This is a genomic window from Micromonospora sp. WMMD736 (assembly GCF_049179015.1).
In the GTDB taxonomy this organism is placed as follows: domain Bacteria; phylum Actinomycetota; class Actinomycetes; order Mycobacteriales; family Micromonosporaceae; genus Micromonospora.
Genome location: NZ_JBMHMI010000001.1, coordinates 6,200,634 through 6,222,901 on the forward strand (window position 1 = coordinate 6,200,634; position 22,268 = coordinate 6,222,901).

Consider the following 22,268-nt stretch of genomic DNA (forward strand, 5'->3'; position numbering starts at 1 on the left):
GAGGCGTCGGATGAAGCTGGTGTGGAGGCGGGCCCGCGAGGCGCGGGGACTGCTGTTTGCTGCGGTGCTCGCCGCCTTGGTCGCCGTAGCGTTGGTCACCGGCCTGGCGGACTACAACCGACGCGCCGTGGACGCCGGACAGCGCGCGTTGGTCGCGGCGTCACCGGTCGAGGAACGCGGCCTGTTGTTCAGTGGGTCCGGTGGCCGCGACGCCGCCGAGTTCGCCAAGCGTGACGGCGCGGCGCGGGCACAGTTCGCCGACGGGCTGGCCGGGGTGCCGGTCGCCGTCTCCGCCGCGCGGTACGGCACCGGCCGGGAACTGACCGGCGATCTCGGCTCGGTGCCGCGCAAAGGCACCGATCCCATCTTCGCCAACCTGGCGACCCTCGACGGCCTGACCGCGCACGCCGAGTTGACCAACGGAGCCTGGCCCCGCCCCGGAGCGACGCCGGCCCAGGTGAGCCTGCCGGAGCGGGTCGCCACGACCCTCGGCCTGACCGTCGGCGACCGGATTCCGCTGCGGGACCGCGCCACCGAGAAGGCCAGCGCGGTGGTGCTCGCCGGCACCTGGCGGCCGCGCGACCCGGCCGAGGCGTACTGGCTGCTGGCTCCCGGTGTGGGTACGGGCAGCGTCGCCTCGGCCACCTCGTACGGGCCGTTCGTGCTGGACCCGGCCGACTTCGCGACCCTCTTTCCGGGCTCGGTGACGGCGTCCTGGCTGGCCGAACCCGACCTCGGCAGTGTCGACACCGCTGACCTGCCCGCCGTACGGGCCGCCGCGAGCGCGGCCGCCGTCGCAGTGCCCGAGGCCGCCGAACTGGGCAGCTCGGGGCAGGTCACGACGAAGATCGACCGACTGCTGGACCGGATCGCCCGAGCCGACCTGGTGGGCCGCTCCGCGCTGGCCACCCCGCTGCTGCTCATCCTGGTGCTCGGCGGCTACGCGCTGGTGCTGGTCGCCGCGCTCCTGCACGAGGACCGTCGCCCGCAGACCGCGCTGCTGCGCGCCCGTGGCGCCGCCCGCCGCCAACTGGCCGGCCTGGCCGCCCGGGAGGCGACCCTGGTGGTGGCGCCGGCTGCCCTGCTCGGGCCGGTGATCGCCGGAGAGGCGCTGCGCTTCGTCCGACCCGGCGGCGCGGCGGAACTCTCCACCGCCGCCGGCAACACCACCCTGATCTGGGCTGCGGCCGCCGCGACGGCGGCCGGCTGCCTGGTCGCCATGGTCGCGCCGACCCTGCGCGGCTCCGGCACGTACGTCGCCGACATGGCCGCCCGATCCCGGCCGAACCGGTCGGCGAGCATCCAGCGCGCGAGCGTCGACCTGGTGCTCGTGGCCCTCGCCGTGCTCGCCTGGGTGCAGCTGCGTCGGTACGCGTCACCGCTCGCCGGCTCGAACGGCCGACTCGGACTCGACCCGCTGCTGGTCGCCGCCCCGACCCTGGGCGTGCTGGCCGGGGCGGTGCTGGCACTGCGGGTGCTCCCGCCGCTCACCCGGTTCGCCGAACGGTTCGTCGACCGGCGACCGTGGACCGCCACCATGCTGGGCATGTGGCAGGCCGGTCGGCGTCCGCACGCCGGGCCGGTGCTGCTGCTCGCTCTCGCCGTCGGCGGCAGCACGCTCGCCTGGTCCCTGGTCAGCACCGGGGAACGGTCCCAGGTCGAGCAGGCCGGCCACACGGTCGGCGCGGACCTGCGGGTGACCGAGCGCGGCGGTGCCGCCCCGGTGACCCGGGCCGGTGAGCTCGCCGCCATGCCGGGCGTGCGCCGGGCGCTGCCGGTGTGGCGCGACGAGGTGCGGGTCGGGCGCGGAGACCTGCCCGTCACCGTGATCGGCTTCGACACGGCCGACGCGCCGGGTGTCGTCCGGCTCGCCGACCGGCTGAGCGCCGATCCGGTGTCGACGCAGTACCAGCGGATGACCGCCGCCCGGGGCGCTCCCGCCGGCCTCGACCTGCCCGCCGGCACCCGAGCGATCACCGGTACGGCCCGCACCCCGGTTAACCACGCCATCCGGCCGCTGAAGATCGCCGTGTCGCTGCTGGTCACCAGCAGCGACGGGTCAGCCTTCCGACTCCCGGCCGTCGACGCCACCAGCGACGGACGGGCCGCGCGGTTCACCGTGCGGCTACCCGACGCGGGAGGTGCGCGACTGCGGCTGGCCGGATTCGAGGCCGACGGTGGAGCGGACGCCGGGAACTCGTACCGGCTCCAGGTGGACGGGCTGACGTTGGTCGGCCCGGACGGCGCCAACCGGCCCGCCGAGTTGACCGGGGCCTGGAGCACCACCGCCGACGGCAGCCCGCCCGTCCCGGCGCGATCCAGCGCGCGCGGTGTCGTCGCCGACTATCCGGTGGACGCGATTCCCGGTGGACAATACGCCTACCACCCGCCCACCCGGTTCGCCATCGTGCCCGCCGGGCAGATCGCACCCGTTCCGGTCCTCATGACGCCCGGTGTGCGCGACGCGATGAGCCTGCACACCGGCGACACCTTCGCCCTGGCCCTCTCCGGCGCATCCGTGCCGGCCCGGCTGGTCGGCGAGCTGAGCTCCGTGCCGACCACCTCGGGAGAGGGCATTCTGCTCGACCTTCCCGCGGCGGTCGACGCGCTGATCCGCGGTGGTGGAACCGTCCGGACCACACCCGAGTGGTGGATCGGTGCCGCCGACCCGGCGGCCGCCACCCGTGCCGCCGGTGAACTGACCGGCGTCACCGTCTTCGACCGGCGTGCCGAGATCGAGGCCGCCGCCGACGACCCGTACTGGCGGGGTTCGCGCACCGGGATGCTCGCCGCCGCGCTCGGCGCGGTCCTGCTCGCCCTGGTCGGCCTCATGGTCGACGTGTGGGCCACCGCACGACGTCGGTTGAGCGAGTTCGCGGTGTTGACCACCCTCGGCGCGACGCCCCGGCTGCTGGCCCGGGCGCTGCTGGCCGAGCAGACCTTCCTGGCCGGCATCGGTGTCGGCGTCGGGCTGCTGCTCGGCGCCCTGGTCGGGGCCACCATGGCTCCACTGGTCATCCTGACCCCGGCCGCCGGTCGGCCGGTGCCCCCGGCGGCGTTCGCGCTGCCCTGGGTGCCCATTGGCCTGACCGCGGTCGGCCTGCTGTTGGCGGCGCTCGCCTTCAGCGCGTTCATCGCCACCGGCATCCGTCAGCGGGTGGCGGCGGTGCAGCTGCGAATCGGGGGAGAACGATGAGCGTCGGCGCGGCCGCCCGCCGGGTCCGGGCGTACGGCGGGCAGTTCCTGCTTCTGGCGGTGCTGACCCTGGTGGTCACGCTGCTGGTCAGCGGGGTGCCCCGACTGGTCAACCGGCTCGCCGAGGAGGGCCTGCGGGCGCAGCTCAACAGCGAGTCGGCTGACCGTCGGGATCTCAACTACGCCACGGGGGAGGTCAACACCGGCGCGGCGCCGGTCATGCCCGGAGCCCGCAAGCAGTTCGACAGCCTGGTCGAGGAGATGCCACCGCCGGTACGGTCCGCCGTCACCGAGCGCTGGTTCAGCGTGGACACCCCGCCGAACCTGGTGGTCGGTCCCGACCTTAAGGCCCGTAACCTGCTGGTCCACCTCGGTCTGCGCGCCATGCCGAGCATCCAGCAGGAGAGCACCCTCGTCGAGGGCGCCTGGCCGAACGAGACCTACGTGACCGGCCGGCCCATCGAGCTGGCTCTCGACGCGGACGTGGCGCGCAAGCTCAACCTGCGCGTCGGTAGCCGGCTCGACCGTGGTCGGCCCGACGACGGTGCCAAGCCGAGCCCCATGGTGGTGGTCGGGCTGTTCCGGCCGGTCGACCGCGCGAGCGGCGCCTGGGGCGGGCTGCCGCAGGTGCTCCAGGTCGTCGAGCCGTTGGGGGACGGCGAGCCCTCCATCGCCGTCGGAGTGGTCGCCCCGGTGGTCCTCGACAAGGGGGCCGCGGCCGGCTGGCTGGTGCGCACGCAGTGGCGTTACCGGCTCGGCGTGGACCGGATCGACGCGCGCCAGCTCGACCAGACGATCGACGGCCTGCAACAGTTGCAGCGACACGTCCCGCCCGGTCTCACGTTGACGCAGGCCGTCGACATCCCGCTGCGCGCGTTCGCCGCCCAGGTGAACTCCGCCCGGACCCTGCTCGCGGTGGTCGGTGCGGGAGTCCTGGCCACCCTGGCCGGGCTGATCCTGCTCGCGGCGACCCTGTCCACCCGCCGACGCCGCTCGGAGTTCGCGCTCATCCGGGCCCGTGGCGGCGCGGCCACCGCCGGCGCGCGCCGCAGCCTCGCCGAGGCACTGCTGGTGGTGCCGGTCGCCGCAGCGGTGGGCTGGTGGCTGGGCACGCTGTTCCCGGGTACGCCCGACCCGACCATGCCGTACGCCGCCGTGGCGACCGTGCTGGTCACCCTGGCACTGCCGCTGGCGACCCTGACGGTGCAGGGCGCCGGAGCTGCCCGCCGGGACCTGATCCGGATGCGTCCGTCGACCCGGCGGCTGACCGTCGAGGTCTTCCTGCTGTTGCTGGCCGGGCTCACCGCCGTGCTGCTGCGTCGGCGCGGGCTCATCCTCGGTGAGGTCGACCCGCTGCTCGTGTCGGTGCCGGTGCTGCTCGCGGTCGCCGCGGCGGTGGTCGCGCTGCGTGCGTACCCGTGGCCGTTGTTGCTGGTCAGCCGGCTCGCCGCGCGGAGCCGCGGCAGTGTGGCCTTCCTCGGCACCGCACGGGCCGGCCGATCGACGGTCGCCGCGCCGCTGGTCGTCGTGGTGCTGGCGATCGGCACGGCGGCCTTCTGCGCGGTCGTCGCCGGTGGCGTCGACGCGAGCCGGGGCCGGGCGGCCGCACAGGTCGTTCCCGCCGACGCGCTGATCCGGGGGGAACGCTTCGCCCCGGACACGGTCGACGCGCTGAACGGCCTGCCCGGCGTCGAGGCCGCCACGCCGGTGCTCATCGAGCCGGACCAGCGGTTGGCGACCGACGAGGTCGGCACCGACGCGCGGATCGGCCAGACCACCGTGCTGCTCGTCGACGGTCCCGGTCTGGCCACGGTGACCGGCGAGTCCGGGGTGGACGTGCGGGTGCCGGAGGCGTTGCGCACGGCCCGCGCCGAAGCGGGGGCGCTGCCCGCGATCGTGTCACCGGCCGTCGCCGCCGACCTGACGCGGGCGGGGCTGCGGGACTCGGCGTTCATCCTGGTGCAGGGCCAGCGGTACGAGTTCCGGGTGGCCGACACGCAGGACGGCTTCCCGCTGCTGCCGGCGGACACCGCCCGGTTCGTCATCCTGCCCTGGCAGGCGCTGCCGCCGCGGGCCACCCAACCGGCGCCCACCAGCCTGCTCGTCGCCGGCGACCGGCTCGACGCGGAGGCGCTACGGCAGGCCGGTGACGAGGGCCAGCTGCGCTTCCAGCAGCAGGGGGCGGTCACCGGTCGGGAACGGCCACTGGGAGTCACCGTCGACACCCGGGCGGGCGTACGACACCAGCTCGCTGACGGCGGCGCGAACGGCGTCCTGGTCTTCGGGTTCGTGGCCGGTGCCGCCGGCGGCACGGTCCTCGGCCTGCTGGCCATCGCGTTCACCGTGCTGGCCGGGGCGCGGGCCCGGGGGCAGGTGCTGTCCCGGCTGCGCACTCTCGGGCTGTCCCGCCGGCAGTGGCGAGGGCTGCTGCTGGTCGAGCTGACGCCGCTGGTCGGGGTGTCGGTGCTGACCGGGGCGCTGGTCGGTGCGGTGCTTCCCCTGGTGCTCAATCCGGTGCTCGGCCTGTCCGCGTTCACCGGCGGAGTGCCGGTCCGGGTGGCTTTCGAACCCGGGCTGGTCGTCGCGGTGGTCGCGCTCGGCGCGATCGCCCTTGGCTTCGCGGTAGCCGTCGAGGCCCTGAACAACCGCCGGATGCGCCTCGGTGAGGTGCTGCGGCTCGGAGAGGAGAGCTGAGATGACCGTTACCGCCCAGACTGACCTGGTGCCCGACCTGGCTTCCCTACAGCAGCGGGCCGCGCAACGCGCCGCCGAGCGGGCCGGCGGGCAGGACCGCCTGCGTGGCCACATCGTCTGTGACGGCCTGGTGCGCATCTTCAAGACCGAGGGGGTGGAGGTGGTCGCCCTCCAGGGGCTCGACCTGGTCATCGACCGGGGCGAGCTGGTGGCGATCGTCGGCGCGTCCGGCTCGGGTAAGTCGACCCTGCTCAACATCCTCTCCGGCCTCGACACGCCGACCGCCGGTATCGCCCGGGTGGCCGACTACGACCTGCTCTCGCTCTCCGCGAAGCGTCGGTTGAGCTACCGACGGCAGTTGGTCGGGTTCGTCTGGCAGCAGACCGGCCGTAACCTGCTGCCGTACCTCACCGCGCTGGAGAACGTCGAGCTGCCGATGCAGTTGGCGGGCAAGCGTTCGGCACGGGCCCGCCGGGAGCGGGCGCGGGAACTGCTCGACCTGGTCGGTGTGGGCTACGGCGCGGACCGGCGGCCCGGTCAGCTCAGCGGCGGTGAGCAGCAGCGGGTGGCGGTGGCGGTGGCCGTGGCCAACGATCCGGAGGTGCTCTTCGCCGACGAGCCGACCGGTGAGCTGGACGAGGCCACCGGCGCGGAGGTCTTCGGGGCGCTGCGCACCATCAACGCCGAACTGGGCGTGACCATCGTGGTCGTCACCCACGACCACGCCGTCGCCACGCAGGTCCGCCGGACCGTCGCGATCCGCGACGGTCGAACCGCTTCCGAGGTACGCCGGACCGCGCGCGTCGGCGCGGACGGCAACACCGAATTGGTTAGCGAGGAGTACGCGGTGCTGGACCGCAACGGCCGGATGCAGCTGCCGGCCGCGTTCGTCGACGCGCTGTCGCTGAAGGAGCGGGTCCGGCTCGATCTGGAGCCCGACCATGTGCAGGTACGGCCCGGTGACCGGGTCTCGGAGGAGCGGGAGGCACGGGCGTGAACTATCAGGACACGGCGGTCGCGGGAGCGGCCTCGACTGTTGGCGGACCGGGTGTGCCGTCCACCGAGGTGGTCCGGGTCAGCGGGGTGAGTCGCACCTTCGGCCGTGGTGAGCACGCCGTACACGCGGTGCGGGACGTCTCGTTCACCGCCGACCGTGGTGAACTGATCGCCATCCGGGGGCGTTCCGGTGCCGGCAAGACCACGTTGCTGAACCTCATCGGCGGACTGGACCGGCCGGACAGCGGCCAGGTGATGGTGGCCGGGCACGAGGTGACCTCGGCCGGGGAGGCCGAGTTGCTGCGGCTGCGCCGGGGCACGATCGGGTTCGTCTTCCAGACCTTCGGGCTGGTGCCGATTCTTTCCGCCGCCGAGAACGTCGGCGTGCCGCTGCGGCTGGCGCAGGTGCCGGCCGCCGAGCGCGAGGAGCGCGTGGCGGTGCTGCTCGAGCTGGTGGGCCTGGGTGGGCACGCGGCCCAGCGTCCGTACGAGCTCTCCGGCGGCCAGCAGCAGCGGGTCGCCCTGGCCCGTTCGCTCGCCAACGAACCGGACCTGCTCATCGCCGACGAGCCCACCGGTCAGCTCGACTCGGAGACGGGGCGGTCCATCATGGATCTGCTCCGCGCGGTGGTGCACGCCCGAGGCATGACGGCCCTGGTCGCCACGCACGATTCGGCCCTGATCGACCTCGCCGACCGGGTCCTCGTCCTGCGCGACGGCCGCCTCGTCGACGGCTGACCGGTGCCCGCCGCCTGCGCCGACCTGGGCGGCTGCCGGTAGCGGGTGGCCGGGTAGCGGGTGGCCCGGTGGTCCGGTGGCCGGGTGGCCGGGTGGCCCGGTGGCCCAGTGGCCGGGTGGCCGGTAGCCGGTGGCCCGGTGGCCGGTGGCCGGTCGCTTGTGGGCTGGGCCGTCGGCTCGGTCACGGAGGACCACTAGGTCTGTCCACTCCCTGTCGAGCTGCCCCAGATATGGGGCGCGCGCTTTGGCGTGGGGCGGGTGCCTGTGCCCGCCGTTGGCGTCAGCGGGTGCGGTGTCGGCCATTGACGTGGTTGGCGTTGGTGGGTGGGGGTCGGCCATCGACGTGGTTGGCGTCGGCGTGGATCGCCTGCGCCCCAGATCTGGGGCAGCTCGACAGGCGTCCGTTGGCAACCTCGGACCGGCGCCGTCGGCCACCTGTCGACGGTCGGCGTGCCAGGGACTAGCTGGGGTGACCCGGCGGGTCAGAGCGGGAGCTTCATGCCCTCGTGGCTGGCCGTGAAGCCGAGGTTCAGATAGAAGCGGTGCGCGTCGGTACGGGACTTGTCGGTGGTGAGCTGCACCAGGGCGCAGCCCCGCTGCCGCGCCTGGTCGATGGCCCACTCCATCAGCTCCCGGCCGCGGCCCTGGCCGCGCCGGTCGGAACGTACCCGGACCGACTCGATCAGGGATCGCTCGGCGCCGTGCCGGCCCAGCCCTGGGATGTAGGTGATCTGGAGGCACCCGACCAGGTCGCCATCCTGCTCGGCGACGACCAGGACGTTGCGTGGGTCGGCGCTGATGTCGGCGAACGCCCGCTCGTACGCCGCGTCGACCTGGGTGAAGTCACGTGCCTTGCCCAGGACGTCGTCGGCGAGCAGGGCAATGATGGCGGGCAGGTCCGCGCGGACCGCCTCCCGGAAGATCATGTCGCTCATGCCGGTCAGCCTGGCACAGCGTCACTTGGCCGGGCAGCGCAGGCCCTCGCGGGGAACGGTCAGCTCGAGCAGGTACGCGTCGACGGCCTGGGTGATGCAGGAGGTCTGCGGGTACGCGGTGTGCCCCTCGCCCTCCCAGGTGAGTACCCGGCCCACGCCCAGCATCGAGGCGAGACGGCCGGTCTGCTCGTACGGCGTCGCCGGGTCGCCGGTCGTGCCGACCACCACGATGGGCGGCGCGCCGTTGGCCCGACCGGTCGGGTACGGGTCCCGGCCGCCCGGCCACTCGACGCAGCTCAGCATGCCCACGGCGAGCGCCGGACCGAACAGCGGGTACTTCGCGCGCCACTGGGACTGCAACTGGCGGATCTGCTCCCGGCTCGGCTTCTCGGTCTCGTCGGCGCAGTTGATGGCGAGGTTGGCGTCGAACAGGTTCGAGTAGTGCCCGTCGCTCTCCCGCCCGGCGTACGAGTCGGCGAGCCGGAACACGTCCTTCGGGTCCCCCTCGGCCAGCCGGTCGATGGCCCGCGCCAGCTCCTGCCAACCGGACTCCGTGTAGAGGGACGAGATGACCGCGTAGAAGACCCAGCCGGCGGTGGCCTCCCGCCCGTCGTCGCCCCGGACCGGGGAGACCCTGGCCTTGTCGATGGCCGAGGTCACCGCGGCGCGGGCGTCCGGGGCGATCGGGCAGCGCGCCGCGTTGGCGGCGCACCAGCGGTCGAAGTTGTCGAACGCGCGCTCGAACCCGCGGGCCTGGCTCTCCGAGCCGGCGACCAACCGCTGCTGCGGGTCGACGGCGCCGTCGAGCACCAACGCGCGTACCCGCTGGGGGTAGAGCTGGGCGTAGATGGCACCCAGCAGCGTGCCGTAGGAGTAACCCAGGTAGGTCAGCTTGTCGTCGCCGACGGCGGCGCGGACCGCGTCCATGTCCCGGGCGGCCTGCTCGCTGCCGTACAGGGGCAGCTGGTCGCCGTAGCGGTCCCCGCAACCCCGCCCGATCCGCTGGCTCAACCCGGCGAAGCCGTCGAACGACGCCTGGCTCTGCGGATCCGGGTCGTAGCCGAAGCTCGCGTCCAGGTCGGCGTCCGAGATGCACTTGACCGGACTGGACCGGGACACGCCGCGTGGGTCGAAACCGACGATGTCGAAGCGCTCGGTGATCGAGGCGGGCAACCCACCGAACTGGGTGCCGAACGAGAGGTAGACGGCGGTGTCCACACCGGAGCCGCCGGGGCCGCCGGGGTTGACCACCAGCGAGCCGATGCGGTCCCGCTGCCGGGTCGAGCGGGCCCGCAGCAGGGCGATCTCGAAGGTCTGCCCGGCGCCGGGCCCGACGGTGGCCCCGCTGCCGGTGCCCCAGTCCCGGGGCACGGCGATCCGGGCGCACTCGTAGCGCATGTCCGGTGCGCCCCGCCCCACCAGATCCTCGGCCACCTCCGGGCAGGGCCGCCAGGTGGCCGACGAGCCGGCCGGGGCGGCCTCACCCTGCACCTCGGTGCGCGGCGCGAACGCCGGTAGCGTGCAGCCGGCGGTGAGCAGGGCCGCCACGGCGAGGGCGACGAGGCGGTGACGGACCCGGCGACCGGGTGCCATCCGAGGGTGGTCGGCGGTGCGGCTCACGTGATCCTCCGGAGTCGGGTCGACGGTCAGGCTACGCCGGACCGGCGGCGGCCCGATCCAGGGTGACCGTCGGATCGCCGCGCAGCACCTGGTCGACGTCGAAGCGGATCGGACGGTCGAGCTGGTCGTAGCGGCAGGAGCGGGGATCGCGGTCGGGTCGCCACCGGACGAACTGGGCGGTGTGCCGGAAGCGGTCGCCCTCCATCGCGTCGTAACCCACCTCGACGACCAGCTCCGGGCGCAGCGGCTCCCACTCCAGGTTCTTGGTGCCCGTCCACCGGCTCACCCCGCCCGGGATGCGCTGACCGCGTTCGTGGTCGCCGTGCACCCACGGGTGCTCCCCGCCGGTGTCCCGGTAGGGGGCCAGCTCGTCGAGCAACTCGGCGCGGCGGGCCATGCTGAACGACGCGCTCACCCCGACGTGGTGCAGGACGCCCTCGTCGTCGTAGAGGCCGAGCAGCAACGAGCCGACCACCGGGCCGGACTTGTGCCAGCGGAAACCGGCCACCACCGCGTCGGCGGTGCGGGCGTGCTTGACCTTGAACATGAGCCGTTTGCCCGGCTCGTACGGCAGGTCGGCCGGCTTGACGATCAACCCGTCCAACCCCGCGCCCTCGAAGACGTCGAACCAGCGGCGTGCGGTCTCCGGGTCGGTGGTGACCTGGGTGACGTGCACCGGCGGGCGCACGTCGGCCAGCGCCTGCACCAGCCGTTCCCGGCGGTGCGGGTACGGCTGGTCGAGCAACGCCTCGTCACCGACGGCCAGCAGGTCGAAGGCGACGAAGTCGGCGGGCGTGGTCTCGGCCAGCAGCTTGACCCGCGACGCCGCCGGGTGGATGCGCTGGGCCAGCAGCTCGAAGTCCAGCCTCGGCTGACCGGACGGCCCGTCCCGCCGGATCACGATCAGCTCACCGTCGACCGCGCACCGCTCGGGCAGCTGCCGGCGGGCCTGCTCGACCACCTCGGGGAAGTAGCGGGTCATCGACTTGCCGCCCCGGCTGGCCAGCTCGACCTCGTCGCCGTCGCGGAACACGATGCACCGGAACCCGTCCCACTTGGGCTCGTACGTCACACCGGGTGTGGTGGGCAGCTTGGGGACGCTCTTGGCCAGCATCGGCTCGACCGGAGGGTTGATCGGCAGGTCCACGGCGACCAGTCAATCAGACCGCACCGACAGCCGTGAGGCAGATCACCGCTGGTGCGGGGGTGGCGTGTCCGCCCGCGCGCCCCTCGTCCCGCCCGGGCGAATTGGATAACCGCAGGTCAGCGCTAGTTTCACGGGATGGTCGAGTGGGTCTGTGACTGCTGCGGGCGGTGGCGGGTCAGCGTCGAGCTGGTCCGGGGCCGCTACCGCTACCGGCTGACCCGTCGATATCCGCAGCGGTTCGGTGGCGGCCGGGACGTGCTCGGCGAGGTCGCCACGGTGTCCGAGCTGGAAGAGCTGCTGCGGCGGCGTACCCCGTTGAGCCTGGCCGACCTGCGCGAAGCCGCCTAGGCGGGTGCGGCCGGCGGACCCGTGGCCCGGTCGAGGATCGGACCGGCCGAAGGATGTCGCAGTCAGCATCCGCCGGGCAGCGTCGTCGGCAGTAGGTGGCGGTGCCGGACGACGCCACCGGGGGAGGGGACGCGATGCGGTTCGAAGCGGACACGGAGATCGGCGCGGATGCCGAGCGGGTCTGGGCGGTGCTGGTGGACGTCCAGCGGTGGCCGGAGTGGACCGCCTCGGTGACCCGGGCCGAGCGGGGCGAGCCGGGGCCCTTCGCGGTCGGCGCGACCGCCCGCCTGACCCAACCGAAACTGCGCCCCGCGGTCTGGCGGGTGGTCGAGCTGACCGAGGGGCGGGAGTTCACCTGGGTCTCCGACGTCCCGGGTGTGCACACCCGTGGCGAGCACCGGTTGGTGCCGTTGCCCGACGGGCGTACCCGGGTCGAGGTGGCCGTCGACCAGGCCGGACCGCTCGCCGGTCTGGTCGGCCGGCTGTACGGCGGCCTGCTGCGCCGCTACGTCAGGCTGGAGGCCGACGGGCTCAGGCGTCGCTGTGAGCGGAGCTGACGGCCGGTTTCTCCAGCACGGCCAACGGGGTGCCGTTCGGGTCCGGGCGGTGCGCCACGATCCGGTAGCCGTACCGCTGGTACAGCGTGAGGGTGCGGGCGCTGTCCGCGCCGGTGAAGAGGCTGAACCGGGCCGCGCGTCCGGCGCAGGCCGCCTCGATCGCGGTGAGCAGCCCCGCTCCGACACCCCGCCCCTGCTGGTCGGGGGCGACCGAGAGACGCCCGATGTGTGCCGTGTCGCCCACCAGGTGGGCGCGCACCGAGCCGACCAGTCGGTGCCCCGAGCGGGCGACGAGCACGATGTCCGGACCGGCCAGCACGGCCGTGACCTCGTCCAGGGTCTCGGTCAGGGGCGGCAGGAAGGGCTCGCCGTAGTGCTGCGCCTCGCTCAGGTACGCGGCGCGCTGCACGGTCAGGATCTCGCCGGCGTCCGCGACGACCGCGGGAACGATGCTCATCGGGGAAGCACACCACAGCCGCCGTGGACGTCGCAGGGCGGCCCGGCCGTACCCTGGCCGGTGTCCGATCGAGGTCGTGGGGGTGCGATGTCCGAGCTGACGTACCCGGAGGTGGGGTCGACCCGGCACGGGCCGCTGCCCGGCGGGTACCACCACCTGGACCACCGGTATCGGCTTCCGGACGGTTGCTTCGACGTCGCGGCCGACGCGGTGCTGAGCTGGCGGCTGCACCGTGCCGCCGGTGTCCGGATGCGTACCGACGCGCCAAGGGCCACCGAGCGAGTGCTGGTGACCGTGGGTCTGGGCCTCGGGCCGGCTCGCCTCTGGGGGCCGTGCCAGGTGGTCTGGACCAGAGATTCCCCCAGCCGGGCCGGTTTCGGTTACGGCACGCTGCCCGGGCACCCGGAGCGCGGTGAGGAGGCGTTCGAGGTCGTCCGGGACGACGCCGGCGCGGTCTGGTTCGAGGTACGCGCGTTCAGCCTCCCGGACCGCTGGTTCACCCGCGCCGGGGGACCGGCGGTCCGGGCCGTGCAGCACGCGTACGCGTGGTGGCTCGGCCGGACCCTGCGTCGCCTCTGCGCGGGGCGCTGAGCGCCGCCACGAGCGGTCAGAAGCGGGCGAAGGAGCGGATCGGCGCGCGTGGGCCGTACTTCGGCGCCTGGATGCCGGCGGCCTCCAGCAGCACACACACCCGACCCCGATGCCCCCGGAACGGCTCCAGCAGGGTCAGCATCCGCGCGTCGTCGCCTCTCGGCTCGCCGGCCAGCGCCCAGGACACCGTGTTCGGGATGTGGTAGTCACCGACGCTCACCGCGTCCGGGTCGCCGTACGCGATCCGGACAACCTCGGCGGCGGTCCACGGCCCGATGCCCGCGATGGCGGTCAGCCGGCGGGTCGCCTCCGCCGCGTCGGCGCAGCGCTCCAGGCGGTCGGCCAGCGCGGCGGCCCGGCGCAGCGTGTCCGCCCGGCGTTGCTCCACGCCGAACGGGTGGAACACCCAGTACGGGGTGGCGGCCACCGCGGCGGCCTCGGGCGGCAGCAGCAGCGGCTGGAACGGGCCGGGAGCCGGCTCGCGGAAGTGCCGCACGGTCGCCGCGTACGCCCGGTACGCCTCCTTGCCGGTGACCTTCTGCTCGAAGACCGCCCGCAGCAGTCGGGGGAAGACCTGCCCGGTGGTGGGCATGCGCAGTCCCCGGTGCTCCCGGGCCAGCCGGGCGACCAGGGGGTGCGCCGCCGCCAACTCGGCGAAGCCGGTCAGGTCGTCGCGCAGCCCGGCGATCCCGTCGGCGTGGGCCACGACATGCTCGGCGCCCGGTCCGTAACCCTCGGCGAGCAGGTCACCGCCTGCCGGCCGCAGAGCGAGGGTGGCCGGTCCCTGCGGGGTGCGCGTCGCCCACCAGAAGGTGCCGGCGGCGATGCGCGCGCACGGGTCGTACGGGCTGAAGGTCAGCGCGCGGACCGACGCGGCCAGCCGGTACCCGACCGGCGGGTGCAGCACCCTGGTCGCGGCGGGTTCGGTCTCGGTCACCCTGCCACTCTGCCAGGTCCGGCGGTGGTGCCGGTCGCCGCCGTCCGTCGAAACGCTTCGGACACGGCGGTGGCCGGTCGCGCCCGCTGAGGCTGCGACCGGCCACCGCCGTGTCCTGGTGGTACCGCGATCAGTACGAGTAGCCCGAACCGCCGGCATCGCTCGACCCGCTGTCGGCCGGCGGCGCGACGGCCTTCGGCGTCGAGGTGGGCAGGCAGCTCAGGTTCTTCTTGCCGTCGGGCTGCACCACGAACCAGGTGCCGCCGACGGCCTGGCCCTTCCACTGGCCGGGCTTCTTGTCGCCGATGTAGCGGTACACCGGCCAGCCGCCGACGGTGAGCTGGCGGGTGCCGTCCTGCCGGGTCACGCTGCCGACCTTGTCGTCGGAGACGCCGGTGAGCTGCGGGTTCCCGTCGGTCAGTGCCGGAGGCCAGACCTCCGCGCACTTGTCGACGCAGTTCGACGCGGGCGGGTCGGCGGTGTCCTTGTCGAAGCGGTACAGGATCCAGCCGTCCTGGTCGGTGACGACCTTGCCCATCCGGGCCACGCTCTTGCCGATCAACTGCTCGGTCAGGTCGACGTTCGCGGGCGGCGGCGCGTCGGCGACCGGCGCCTCCGCGGCTGCCGACGCCTCGGGCTCCGCCGACGCGCTGGGCTCGGCCGCGGCGACGGCGACCGGCTCGGCCGCGCTCGAGTTCGCCCCGTCGTAACCTGCGGGAGCGCAGGCCGTTAGTGCGACCATCGCGCTCGCGACGATGACGGTCCGCTTCATCTGTGCCACGTGCCCTCCTCATTCTTGGCAGTTCACCCATAGGTACGGCGAACGGGCTGTCAAGGTTGAAGAAGTAACAGTGGTCAATTTCACGGGTTTTGATTGAACCGTAGCGAGCGTTGATCCGTACGGCCCCACGCGGAATGTCCGACGGGAACAAAAATCGACGCCGACCATTGGGTAATGGCCGGCGTCGACGATGGTACGCGAACCTACATGGGGACCGTGACCAGCGGGCTTGCCACACCGTTACGGTCGACCGACTGCACCTGGAGCTGTTTGATGTCCTTCGTCGACGCCGACGTGGACGCGCTCAGCTCAAGACCCTGCGGGCGATTGTTCGTCCCGTAGCCACCCTCGGGCACCGACCACGTCGAAATCACCTCCGTGGTGGCGTTTTCGCGCACCACCACCAACCGGCAAATCCGCGGGCCGGGCAGTTTGCGCAGGTTGAAGTTGATGCGGGTGCCGTACTCCCGCTCGATGAGGAACATGGTCGTCTGCACGCCGGTCGTCGGGTCGGTGGCGTCGACCTGGTCGCCCTCCTCCTCGGTGCCGCCGACGCCCGGACCGCTCGGCGGCGCGGTCGGCGCGCTCGTCGGCGGGTCGTTGACACCGGCGCTCGTCGACGGCTCCGCGAGATTCCCCGGCGTCTCGTCCCCGGCCACGCTCACGAAGCCGTAGCCCGTCAACCCGCCGAAGACCACCACCGCCGCGGCGGTCGCGAGCATCTGACGAAACCTGGTGCGCCGCCGGTCGGCCCGGACCGCGACCAACGTCCGGTCCAGCAGCGCCGGATCCGTGGCGGTCTGCTCCAGGGCCATCATCGTCTCGCCGTCGATGCCGGAGAGCAGGCCCACCACCGGCACCATCGTCTCCAGCTCGGCCGCGCACGCCCAGCACGCGGCGAGATGCTCCTCGAACCGCTCGGTGTCCTGCTCGTCAAGCACGCCGAGCGCGTACGCGGCGACGTCCATGTGGTCCGGCCGGCTCATTCTGTCACCCCCCGCTCCTGCAGAGCCGTGCGCAAGGCGCGCAGCGCGTAGTAGACCCGCGACTTGGCGGTGCCCAACGGAAGGCCAAGCTCCTCCGCCGCCTCCGGCACCGTCCGCCCCCGGAAGTACGTCGCGATCAGGATCTCCCGATGCGACTGACTGAGCGTACGCAGCGCGTCCGCCACCGTCATCGTGCGCAGCACCCGGTCGGTGCTGTCCGCCTCGGCGAACGCGGTCAGGTCCCGGTCGTACGTCTCCGGCGGCCGGGCCTCCTGACTGCGGTGCTCGTCGATGGCGATCCGACGTGCCACGGTGACCAGCCAGGGCCGCAGCGAACCCTGCCCCTGTGCACCGAGGCGGTGCGCGTTGCGCCAGGCCCGCAGCAGCGTCTCCTGGACGATGTCCTCCGCGCGCTGCCGGTCCCCCCCGGTGAGCCGCATGACGAACATCAGCAACGGGCCGGCGTGCTCGGCGTAGAGCAGCCGGATCAACTGGTCGGAGTGGCTGGCCTCGGTTGTCGTCGCCTGGTGGCGTCCGGGCGCCGGTCGGGGCGTCACCGGACCATTTTGGCGAGACGTCGCTCGGGCGTCGACCCCCCGGGCAGACGAGGTCGACCGTGACGACGACCGCGCGGACAACCAGTCCGCACCAACCGCGTCGCCATGCCAACCGGCCGCCACCGCATGCATGCAGACCTCCGGGATGTCCGTGACCAACGCCGGCCCACGAGGCGGGCCGCCCGGTGGTACGCAGCGACGCCCCGAGCGGATCAACGAAGCCCGAAAAAATTTCCGGCAACGCGGTCACGGTCCACGGTGGACGGTCAGCGGCGGACGGAGAAGAGCCCCGGCGGTGGCGGATCCGAGCCGGTGGCATCCGCGTCGCGTACCACCGCCGCCCCGCTGGCGAAGCGCTCCAGCTCGTCACCGGCCACCACCCGACCGGGAAACCAGTCGCCGGCCGCCCGCCGGGTCAGACCGGGCAGCGGGGGAGTCGTCCGGCCGGCGACCAGCACCAGATTGCCGTACCGGCGACCGCGCAGCACCCCCGCGTCGCCGACCAGGCACGCCTGGGGCAGCACCGAGCGCACCGTGGCGACCTGACTGCGGGCGTACCGCAGCGGCGGGCCGTCGGCCAGGTTCGCCAACAACCAGCCCGCCGGGCGGAGCACCCGGGCCACCTCGGCGGCGTACTCCACCGACGTGAGGTGTGCCGGGGTACGGGCACCGGCGAAGACGTCGGCGACCACCACGTCGTAGCTGGCGTCCCGCGTCGAGGTCAGCACGGCCCGCGCATCCTGCACGCGGACCCGCAGCCGGGCGTCCGCGGGCCAGGGCAGCACCCGACGCACCAGCTCCACCAGGGCGCCGTCCACCTCGGACACCCGCTGGGTCGAGCCGGGGCGGGTCACCGACACGTACCGGGGCAGGGTCAGCGCGCCGCCGCCCAGGTGCAGCACCCGCAGCGGCTCGCCCGGAGGCGCGATCAGGTCCAGCGCGGCGGCCAGCCGTCGGACGTACTCGAACTCCAGGTGCGTCGGGTCACTCAGGTCGACGTGCGACTGCGGTGCGCCGTCCAGCAGCAACGTCCACGAACCGGGCCGGTCCGCCGACGGCACCAGCTCGGCCAGACCGGTGTCCACCTGCTCGACCACCCGGTCACCCGCTCGTTTACGTCCCACCGCGACCCGCCCGCTCAGCGACCGGCCCGCGCCGCGCTGGTCAACGCGCGGTGCAGCAGCCGGGAGTCGCCGAGCAGCGCGCGCAGGCGGCGCTCCAGACCGGCGATCGGGATCAGGTTCTGCGGGGCCCGTGGGTCCTTGTACGGCGTCGAGGCGAACCGGGGCAGCGTGACCAGCGACAGGTCGGCCAGGTCGATCGCCGCCTCGACGGGCAGCTCGGTGGAGCACTCCACCCGGACGATGCCGGCCCACGGCGCGCCCACGGCCACCGGCAGCCGCAAATACCACGACCAGCCGCCCCAGGGGGTGCCCAACCGGAACACCGGCGACCGCTCACCCGGCGCGAGGCCCGTCACCACCGCCGTCAGCCGGGCGTCCAGGTACTGGCTGTGCTGAGTCTTGATGTAGCCGAGCGTGCGCGGCAGATGGTGGCGACTGCGCAGCGGACCGTCCACCACCAGCAGATCGCCGTCGACCCGGGCGGCGTCGGACACCGCCACCTCCAACGCGGTCAACGGGCCCTGCACGGCCGCCGGCAGCTTCGCCAACTCGCCGGTGCCGCCCACCCGGTGCACCGGGTAGCGGACCGCGCCCGCCACCACGTCCCGCGCCGACGGGCTCGCCGTGAACAGACCCCGGCCCACCTGCGTGCCGGCCAACTGCGCCGCGCCCCGACCCAGGTCGCAGCGGACCACCCCGGCCGCGTACGACGCGGCGAGGCCCGGAAACGACCCGCCGTCCTCCTCCGCCGTCCAGATGCTCGCGTCGACCCGGCGGACCCCGTCGACCAGGAGCACCACGTCCGGCGCCCGCACGTCGGCGCGTACGCCGATCGCCCGCCAGTCGACGGCCGGCAACTCCACGTCGACCTCGACCTGGGTGCTGCTCGGCGTGGCCGGGCCGGTGGCAGCCGCCTCGAAGGAGGCCCCGTACGACGGGTCCCACGCGTCGACGAAGAACGCCGCGTCGCCCACGCTCACCGGCCGGTCCGTTCGACGCGCGCCGAGCGGGCGTCCTTGCGCACCTCGAAGCGGACCGGAATCCGCTCGGCCAGCGCCGCGACGTGGGTGACCACGCCGACCATCCGGTCACCCCGGGCGGCCAGGTTCTCCAGGGTGGCGGCCACCGTGTCCAGGGTGGCCGCGTCCAGCGTGCCGAAACCCTCGTCCAGGACGATCGACTCCAGACTCGCCGCCGTCGTCGACATGCCGGCCAACTGCTCGGAGAGCGCCAGCGCCAGCGCCAGCGACGCCTGGAACGTCTCGCCGCCGGAGAGCGTCCGCACCCCCCGGCGCAGCCCGGCGTCGTGGTGGTCGACCACGAAGAACTCGCCCTTGTCGTGCACCAGCTCGTACTGCCCCGAGGACAGCTCCCGCAGGATCCCCGACGCGCCGTCGACCAGCAGGTCCAACGCCTCCGCCAGCAGCCACCGCTCGAAGTTGTTGGCCCGCAGGTGCCCCGCGAGGGCCCGCGCCACCTGCGCCTCGCGCTCGTGCCCGGCCCGCTGTTCGCGCAATGTGCCAGCCTGCTCGCGGCGCTCGTGCAGCCGGCGTCGGTCGGCCTCGGCCCGCTCGACGGCCACCGTCGCGGCGTGCACCGGGTCGTCGCCGACCGGCACGTCGGCGGCGGCGAAGATGTCCGCGATCCGCCGCTGCACCTCGTCGGCCGCCGCTTCGGCGTCGGCGACCATCGCCGCGCGGCCGGCCCGGTCGGCGCGACGGCGCTCCGCCTCGGCCGTCGCCCAGTCGGTCAACGCCGCCCAGGAGGCCGCCACGTCGTCCCGGTCGGCGGCCGGCGGCCCGAACCGGGCCAGCCCGTCGCGGGCCGTGTCGAAGCCCTGCCAGGTCGCCCGCAGCCGCTCCTGCGCCGCGTCCACACCGGCGCGGGCCTGGCGGGCGCTGTCCCGGCCCGCCCGTACGGCGGTCGCCGCCTCGTCCAGGGCACGTCGCAGTCGGGCGTGCTCGGCCAGCTCGCGGCGCAGCACCGCCGGCTCCGCCGCGCCCGCGAGCTGACCGTCTAGTTCGGCCAGCCGGGCGTCCACCTGCTCCTGCCGGGCGCGGGCCTGCACCAGCAGCCGTTCCAGCTCCCGCGCTGCGGCGTCGCGCTGCTGCACCGCCGCCTGCGCCGCCTTCGTGGCGGCCCGCGCCGCCTTGCCGGCCGCCGTCGCGGCGGCCACCGCCGAATCCGCCGGGACCGCCGGCACCCGCGCCACCGGCTGCTCGCACACCGGGCAGGGCCCGCCCGGATGCAGGTGCGCCCGCAGGCCGACCGCCAGGTCGGTGGCCTTGGCCTCCTCGTGCGCCCGGAAGGCCGCCTCCAACTCGGCGTCGGCCCGCTCGGCCTCGGCGCGGGCGGCGGCCAGCGCCGCCACCGCCGTCGCGTGCTCCGCGTCCGCCGTACGCACCGCCGCGCGGACCGTGTCGGCCTCGCCGGTCAGCCGATCCCGATCGTCGTACGCCCGCAGTTGCAGCCGCAGCGCGCTCTCGTCACCGGCGCCGGCCAGCTCACCGCGCAGCTTCTCCTCGCGCTCCTCGGCCAACGACACCGCCGTGGCAGCCGCGTCGGCCTCGGCCCGCGCCGCGGCCACGGCGCGCGCCACCTCGGCCACCCCGTGCGGGGCGCGGACGGCGGACAGCACGCTCAGCTCGTCGTCGAGCGCGGTCAGGGCGGCCGCCGCCTCCCGCGCGCGTTGCCGGGCCGCCGCCAGCTCCGGCATGGCCCCGGTCACCGCGCCGGCCAACTCGACCATCTCCTCGACGAGGGCGTCGGCCTCGGCCACCGCCTCGTCGTCCACCCCGGTCAGCCCGGCGAGCACCTGGTCGACCGCGTCCAGCTTGGCCTCCGCCTGCGCGGCGCGGGCCGTGGCCCTCTTCTGCACGTCCTCGTAGACGCCGAGGCCCAGCAGGTTCACCAGGATCTGCTGCCGGGTGGCCGGCTTGGCGTGCAGGAAGTCGGCGAACTGCCCCTGCGGCAGCACCACGCAGCTGGTGAACTGCTCGTACGGCAGTCCGACCGCCTCCAGCACCGCCTGTTCCATCTCGGCGGGCGTACCGGCGACCACCTCGCCCAGGTCGTCCGGGCTCAACCCGGTGTCGAGCTTGGTCACGTCGAAGCCGGCCGGCATCACCTGCAATCCGGCGTTCGCGGTCTTCACGTTGCCCCGGCCGTCCCGGCGCACCACCCGGGTCGCCACGTACCGGGCGCCACCGGACTCGAAGACCAGCCGGACCCGGGCCTCGGTCGCCGACGGCGCGAGGGCGTTGGCCAATCCCCGCGCGCCACCCCAGCGCGGCACCGTGCCGTAGAGCGCGAAGCAGATGGCGTCCAGCACGGTGGACTTACCCGAGCCGGTCGGCCCGATCAGCGCGAAGAAGTCGGCGTCGGTGAAGTCGACGGTCGTGGAGTCCCGAAAGACCGTGAACCCCGCCATGTCCAGCCGCATCGGTCGCATCAGTGATCGACCTCCTCGAAGAGTTCGTCGAAGAGTTCGCGGACGCCCTCGTCGTCGTGGCCCCGGCTGTCGAGGTAGTCGCCGAACAGCTCCCGGGGAGAACGCCCCGACCGCTGCGCGATCCGCGTGCCGCTGCCCGGCGCCGCCAGCAGCTCCGGGTCGATCCGGATCTCCAGCGCCCGGGGCAGCAGCTCCTGGACCTCCTCGCGCAGGCCCGCGCGAGGGTGCTCCCGGACGAACACCCGCAGCCAGGCGTCCGGCGTCTCGATCTCGGCGAGCTGGGCCAGCGTGCCGCGGACCGTCCGCAGCGCGCTCGCCGCGGTCACCGGCACCTCCCGCACCCGGGCAGCCGTGGTGGCGGTCACCTCGACGACCGTCACCGACGGGACGTTCTCTTGCTCGCCGAAGTCGACGGCGAGCGGACTGCCGCTGTACCGCACCGGGCACGGGCCCTCGACCCGCTGCGCCCGGTGCAGGTGGCCCAGCGCCACGTAGTGCGCCGTCGCCGGAAAGACGGTGGCCGGCACCGCGTAGCCGAGCACCGTGTGCGCGTCCCGCTCGCCGCCGCCCGCCGCCGCGCCGGTCACCGTCAGGTGCGCGGTGACCAGGTGCACCCGGTCCGGCTCGGTGAACCCCTCGGTGAGCCGGCCTAGCACCCGACCCAGGTGGTCGGCGTACGTCTGGTTGGCCTCGGCGGCGGTCAGCTCGTACATCTCCAGCGCGCGGATGGCGTACCGCTGGGACAGGAACGGCAGCGCCGCGAGCTGCCACCGCTCCCCGCCGGCCGTGGTGCCGTCGATGATGTGCTCGGCCGGATTCTCGCGTACCCCGCCGCGCAGCGTGATGCCCGCGGCCTCGGCCCACGGGCGCAGCGCGTCCAGCGCGGGCCCGTTGTCGTGGTTGCCGCCGATCGCGACCACGTCCGCGCCGGTCCGACGCAGCGCGGTCAACGCCCGGGTGACCAGCCGGGTCGCCTCCGAGGTCGGTGCGGCCGTGTCGTAGAGGTCACCGGCGACGATCACCAGATCCGGCTGTTCGGCGCGGGCGATGTCGATCACCCCGGCCAGGACGGCCTTGTGCTCCTCGGCCCGGGACTGCCCCTTGAGCACCTTGCCCACGTGCCAGTCGGAGGTGTGCAGGATCTTCATAGCTGC

Annotated in this window: 19 protein-coding genes; 7 read left to right on the forward strand and 12 right to left on the reverse strand. The window is 74.0% G+C overall.

Annotated elements, in window-relative coordinates; all coding sequences use genetic code 11:
• Positions 1–10: 10 nt before the first annotated feature.
• From ACN269_RS28200 to ACN269_RS28215, 4 genes are read left to right on the forward strand one after another with little or no spacing between them, the layout of a single operon-like run.
• Positions 11–3,196 (forward strand): FtsX-like permease family protein, encoded by a 3,186-nt coding sequence (locus ACN269_RS28200; protein WP_421475271.1) that lies wholly within the window; start codon positions 11–13, stop codon positions 3,194–3,196.
• Positions 3,193–5,889, forward strand: coding sequence for an FtsX-like permease family protein (locus tag ACN269_RS28205; protein ID WP_421475272.1), 2,697 nt, complete (start codon positions 3,193–3,195; stop codon positions 5,887–5,889). Before ACN269_RS28200 ends, ACN269_RS28205 begins: the two co-directional genes overlap by 4 nt.
• 1 nt (position 5,890) lies before the next feature.
• A complete protein-coding gene (locus ACN269_RS28210; RefSeq protein WP_421475273.1) occupies positions 5,891–6,886 on the forward strand; it encodes an ABC transporter ATP-binding protein in 996 nt (331 codons plus the stop codon).
• A gap of 53 nt (positions 6,887–6,939) precedes the next feature.
• Positions 6,940–7,623 carry an ABC transporter ATP-binding protein gene (locus tag ACN269_RS28215; protein WP_421476608.1) on the forward strand — a complete coding sequence of 228 codons (684 nt, stop codon included), beginning with the start codon at positions 6,940–6,942 and terminating at the stop codon, positions 7,621–7,623.
• 482 nt (positions 7,624–8,105) lie between these two features.
• On the opposite strand, the gene ACN269_RS28220 is transcribed toward ACN269_RS28215, so the two are convergent.
• From ACN269_RS28220 to ACN269_RS28230, 3 genes are read right to left on the reverse strand one after another with little or no spacing between them, the layout of a single operon-like run.
• Positions 8,106–8,558: a GNAT family N-acetyltransferase gene (locus tag ACN269_RS28220; protein WP_421475274.1), complete on the reverse strand. Its 453-nt coding sequence runs from the start codon at positions 8,556–8,558 to the stop codon at positions 8,106–8,108.
• A gap of 21 nt (positions 8,559–8,579) precedes the next feature.
• Positions 8,580–10,151 carry an alpha/beta hydrolase gene (locus ACN269_RS28225; protein WP_421476610.1) on the reverse strand — a complete coding sequence of 524 codons (1,572 nt, stop codon included), beginning with the start codon at positions 10,149–10,151 and terminating at the stop codon, positions 8,580–8,582.
• A gap of 58 nt (positions 10,152–10,209) precedes the next feature.
• A complete protein-coding gene (locus tag ACN269_RS28230; RefSeq protein ID WP_421475275.1) occupies positions 10,210–11,325 on the reverse strand; it encodes an ATP-dependent DNA ligase in 1,116 nt (371 codons plus the stop codon).
• A 135-nt stretch (positions 11,326–11,460) separates the two neighbouring features.
• On the opposite strand from ACN269_RS28230, the gene ACN269_RS28235 reads away from it, so the two are divergent.
• Positions 11,461–11,673, forward strand: coding sequence for a hypothetical protein (locus ACN269_RS28235; protein ID WP_421475276.1), 213 nt, complete (start codon positions 11,461–11,463; stop codon positions 11,671–11,673).
• 134 nt (positions 11,674–11,807) lie between these two features.
• Positions 11,808–12,230: an SRPBCC family protein gene (locus ACN269_RS28240; RefSeq protein WP_421475277.1), complete on the forward strand. Its 423-nt coding sequence runs from the start codon at positions 11,808–11,810 to the stop codon at positions 12,228–12,230.
• On the opposite strand, the gene ACN269_RS28245 is transcribed toward ACN269_RS28240, so the two are convergent.
• Positions 12,205–12,687 (reverse strand): GNAT family N-acetyltransferase, encoded by a 483-nt coding sequence (locus ACN269_RS28245; protein ID WP_421475278.1) that lies wholly within the window; start codon positions 12,685–12,687, stop codon positions 12,205–12,207. The two genes, ACN269_RS28240 and ACN269_RS28245, sit on opposite strands and share 26 nt — an antisense overlap.
• A gap of 87 nt (positions 12,688–12,774) precedes the next feature.
• On the opposite strand from ACN269_RS28245, the gene ACN269_RS28250 reads away from it, so the two are divergent.
• Complete coding sequence (locus ACN269_RS28250; protein ID WP_421475279.1) at positions 12,775–13,278, forward strand: DUF1990 family protein; 504 nt, start codon at positions 12,775–12,777, stop codon at positions 13,276–13,278.
• 16 nt (positions 13,279–13,294) lie between these two features.
• Here ACN269_RS28250 and ACN269_RS28255 read toward each other — a convergent pair whose 3' ends face one another.
• The 8 genes from ACN269_RS28255 to ACN269_RS28290 all read right to left on the reverse strand — a co-directional run bounded on the left by ACN269_RS28255 (position 13,295) and on the right by ACN269_RS28290 (position 22,262).
• Positions 13,295–14,215 carry a DNA-3-methyladenine glycosylase family protein gene (locus ACN269_RS28255; RefSeq protein WP_421475280.1) on the reverse strand — a complete coding sequence of 307 codons (921 nt, stop codon included), beginning with the start codon at positions 14,213–14,215 and terminating at the stop codon, positions 13,295–13,297.
• A 130-nt stretch (positions 14,216–14,345) separates the two neighbouring features.
• Positions 14,346–14,996 carry a hypothetical protein gene (locus ACN269_RS28260; RefSeq protein ID WP_421475281.1) on the reverse strand — a complete coding sequence of 217 codons (651 nt, stop codon included), beginning with the start codon at positions 14,994–14,996 and terminating at the stop codon, positions 14,346–14,348.
• A 203-nt stretch (positions 14,997–15,199) separates the two neighbouring features.
• Positions 15,200–15,982 (reverse strand): anti-sigma factor family protein, encoded by a 783-nt coding sequence (locus ACN269_RS28265; protein WP_421475282.1) that lies wholly within the window; start codon positions 15,980–15,982, stop codon positions 15,200–15,202.
• On the reverse strand, positions 15,979–16,671 hold the full coding sequence (locus tag ACN269_RS28270) for a sigma-70 family RNA polymerase sigma factor (RefSeq protein ID WP_355051883.1): 693 nt from the start codon (positions 16,669–16,671) through the stop codon (positions 15,979–15,981). The genes ACN269_RS28265 and ACN269_RS28270 overlap by 4 nt, the downstream gene beginning before the upstream one ends.
• Positions 16,672–16,805: 134 nt before the next feature.
• Positions 16,806–17,663 carry a spermidine synthase gene (locus tag ACN269_RS28275; protein ID WP_421475283.1) on the reverse strand — a complete coding sequence of 286 codons (858 nt, stop codon included), beginning with the start codon at positions 17,661–17,663 and terminating at the stop codon, positions 16,806–16,808.
• A 14-nt stretch (positions 17,664–17,677) separates the two neighbouring features.
• Complete coding sequence (locus ACN269_RS28280) at positions 17,678–18,643, reverse strand: hypothetical protein (protein WP_421475284.1); 966 nt, start codon at positions 18,641–18,643, stop codon at positions 17,678–17,680.
• Positions 18,640–21,114, reverse strand: a complete 2,475-nt coding sequence (locus tag ACN269_RS28285) for an AAA family ATPase (protein ID WP_421475285.1) — start codon at positions 21,112–21,114, stop codon at positions 18,640–18,642. The genes ACN269_RS28280 and ACN269_RS28285 overlap by 4 nt, the downstream gene beginning before the upstream one ends.
• Positions 21,114–22,262: an exonuclease SbcCD subunit D gene (locus tag ACN269_RS28290; RefSeq protein ID WP_421475286.1), complete on the reverse strand. Its 1,149-nt coding sequence runs from the start codon at positions 22,260–22,262 to the stop codon at positions 21,114–21,116. Before ACN269_RS28290 ends, ACN269_RS28285 begins: the two co-directional genes overlap by 1 nt.
• Positions 22,263–22,268 lie beyond the last annotated feature (6 nt).

What these genes read in the sequence shown, in the direction of transcription:
- ACN269_RS28290 (WP_421475286.1), bottom strand. Translation starts at nt 22,262, where the DNA reads ATGAAGATCCTGCACACCTCCGACTGGCACGTGGGCAAGGTGCTCAAG.
- ACN269_RS28285 (WP_421475285.1), bottom strand. Translation starts at nt 21,114, where the DNA reads ATGCGACCGATGCGGCTGGACATGGCGGGGTTCACGGTCTTTCGGGAC.
- ACN269_RS28270 (WP_355051883.1), bottom strand. Translation starts at nt 16,671, where the DNA reads ATGCATGCGGTGGCGGCCGGTTGGCATGGCGACGCGGTTGGTGCGGAC.
- ACN269_RS28200 (WP_421475271.1), top strand. Translation starts at nt 11, where the DNA reads ATGAAGCTGGTGTGGAGGCGGGCCCGCGAGGCGCGGGGACTGCTGTTT.
- ACN269_RS28225 (WP_421476610.1), bottom strand. Translation starts at nt 10,151, where the DNA reads ATGGCACCCGGTCGCCGGGTCCGTCACCGCCTCGTCGCCCTCGCCGTG.
- ACN269_RS28245 (WP_421475278.1), bottom strand. Translation starts at nt 12,687, where the DNA reads ATGAGCATCGTTCCCGCGGTCGTCGCGGACGCCGGCGAGATCCTGACC.
- ACN269_RS28205 (WP_421475272.1), top strand. Translation starts at nt 3,193, where the DNA reads ATGAGCGTCGGCGCGGCCGCCCGCCGGGTCCGGGCGTACGGCGGGCAG.
- ACN269_RS28235 (WP_421475276.1), top strand. Translation starts at nt 11,461, where the DNA reads ATGGTCGAGTGGGTCTGTGACTGCTGCGGGCGGTGGCGGGTCAGCGTC.
- ACN269_RS28240 (WP_421475277.1), top strand. Translation starts at nt 11,808, where the DNA reads ATGCGGTTCGAAGCGGACACGGAGATCGGCGCGGATGCCGAGCGGGTC.
- ACN269_RS28265 (WP_421475282.1), bottom strand. Translation starts at nt 15,982, where the DNA reads ATGAGCCGGCCGGACCACATGGACGTCGCCGCGTACGCGCTCGGCGTG.
- ACN269_RS28210 (WP_421475273.1), top strand. Translation starts at nt 5,891, where the DNA reads ATGACCGTTACCGCCCAGACTGACCTGGTGCCCGACCTGGCTTCCCTA.
- ACN269_RS28250 (WP_421475279.1), top strand. Translation starts at nt 12,775, where the DNA reads ATGTCCGAGCTGACGTACCCGGAGGTGGGGTCGACCCGGCACGGGCCG.
- ACN269_RS28220 (WP_421475274.1), bottom strand. Translation starts at nt 8,558, where the DNA reads ATGAGCGACATGATCTTCCGGGAGGCGGTCCGCGCGGACCTGCCCGCC.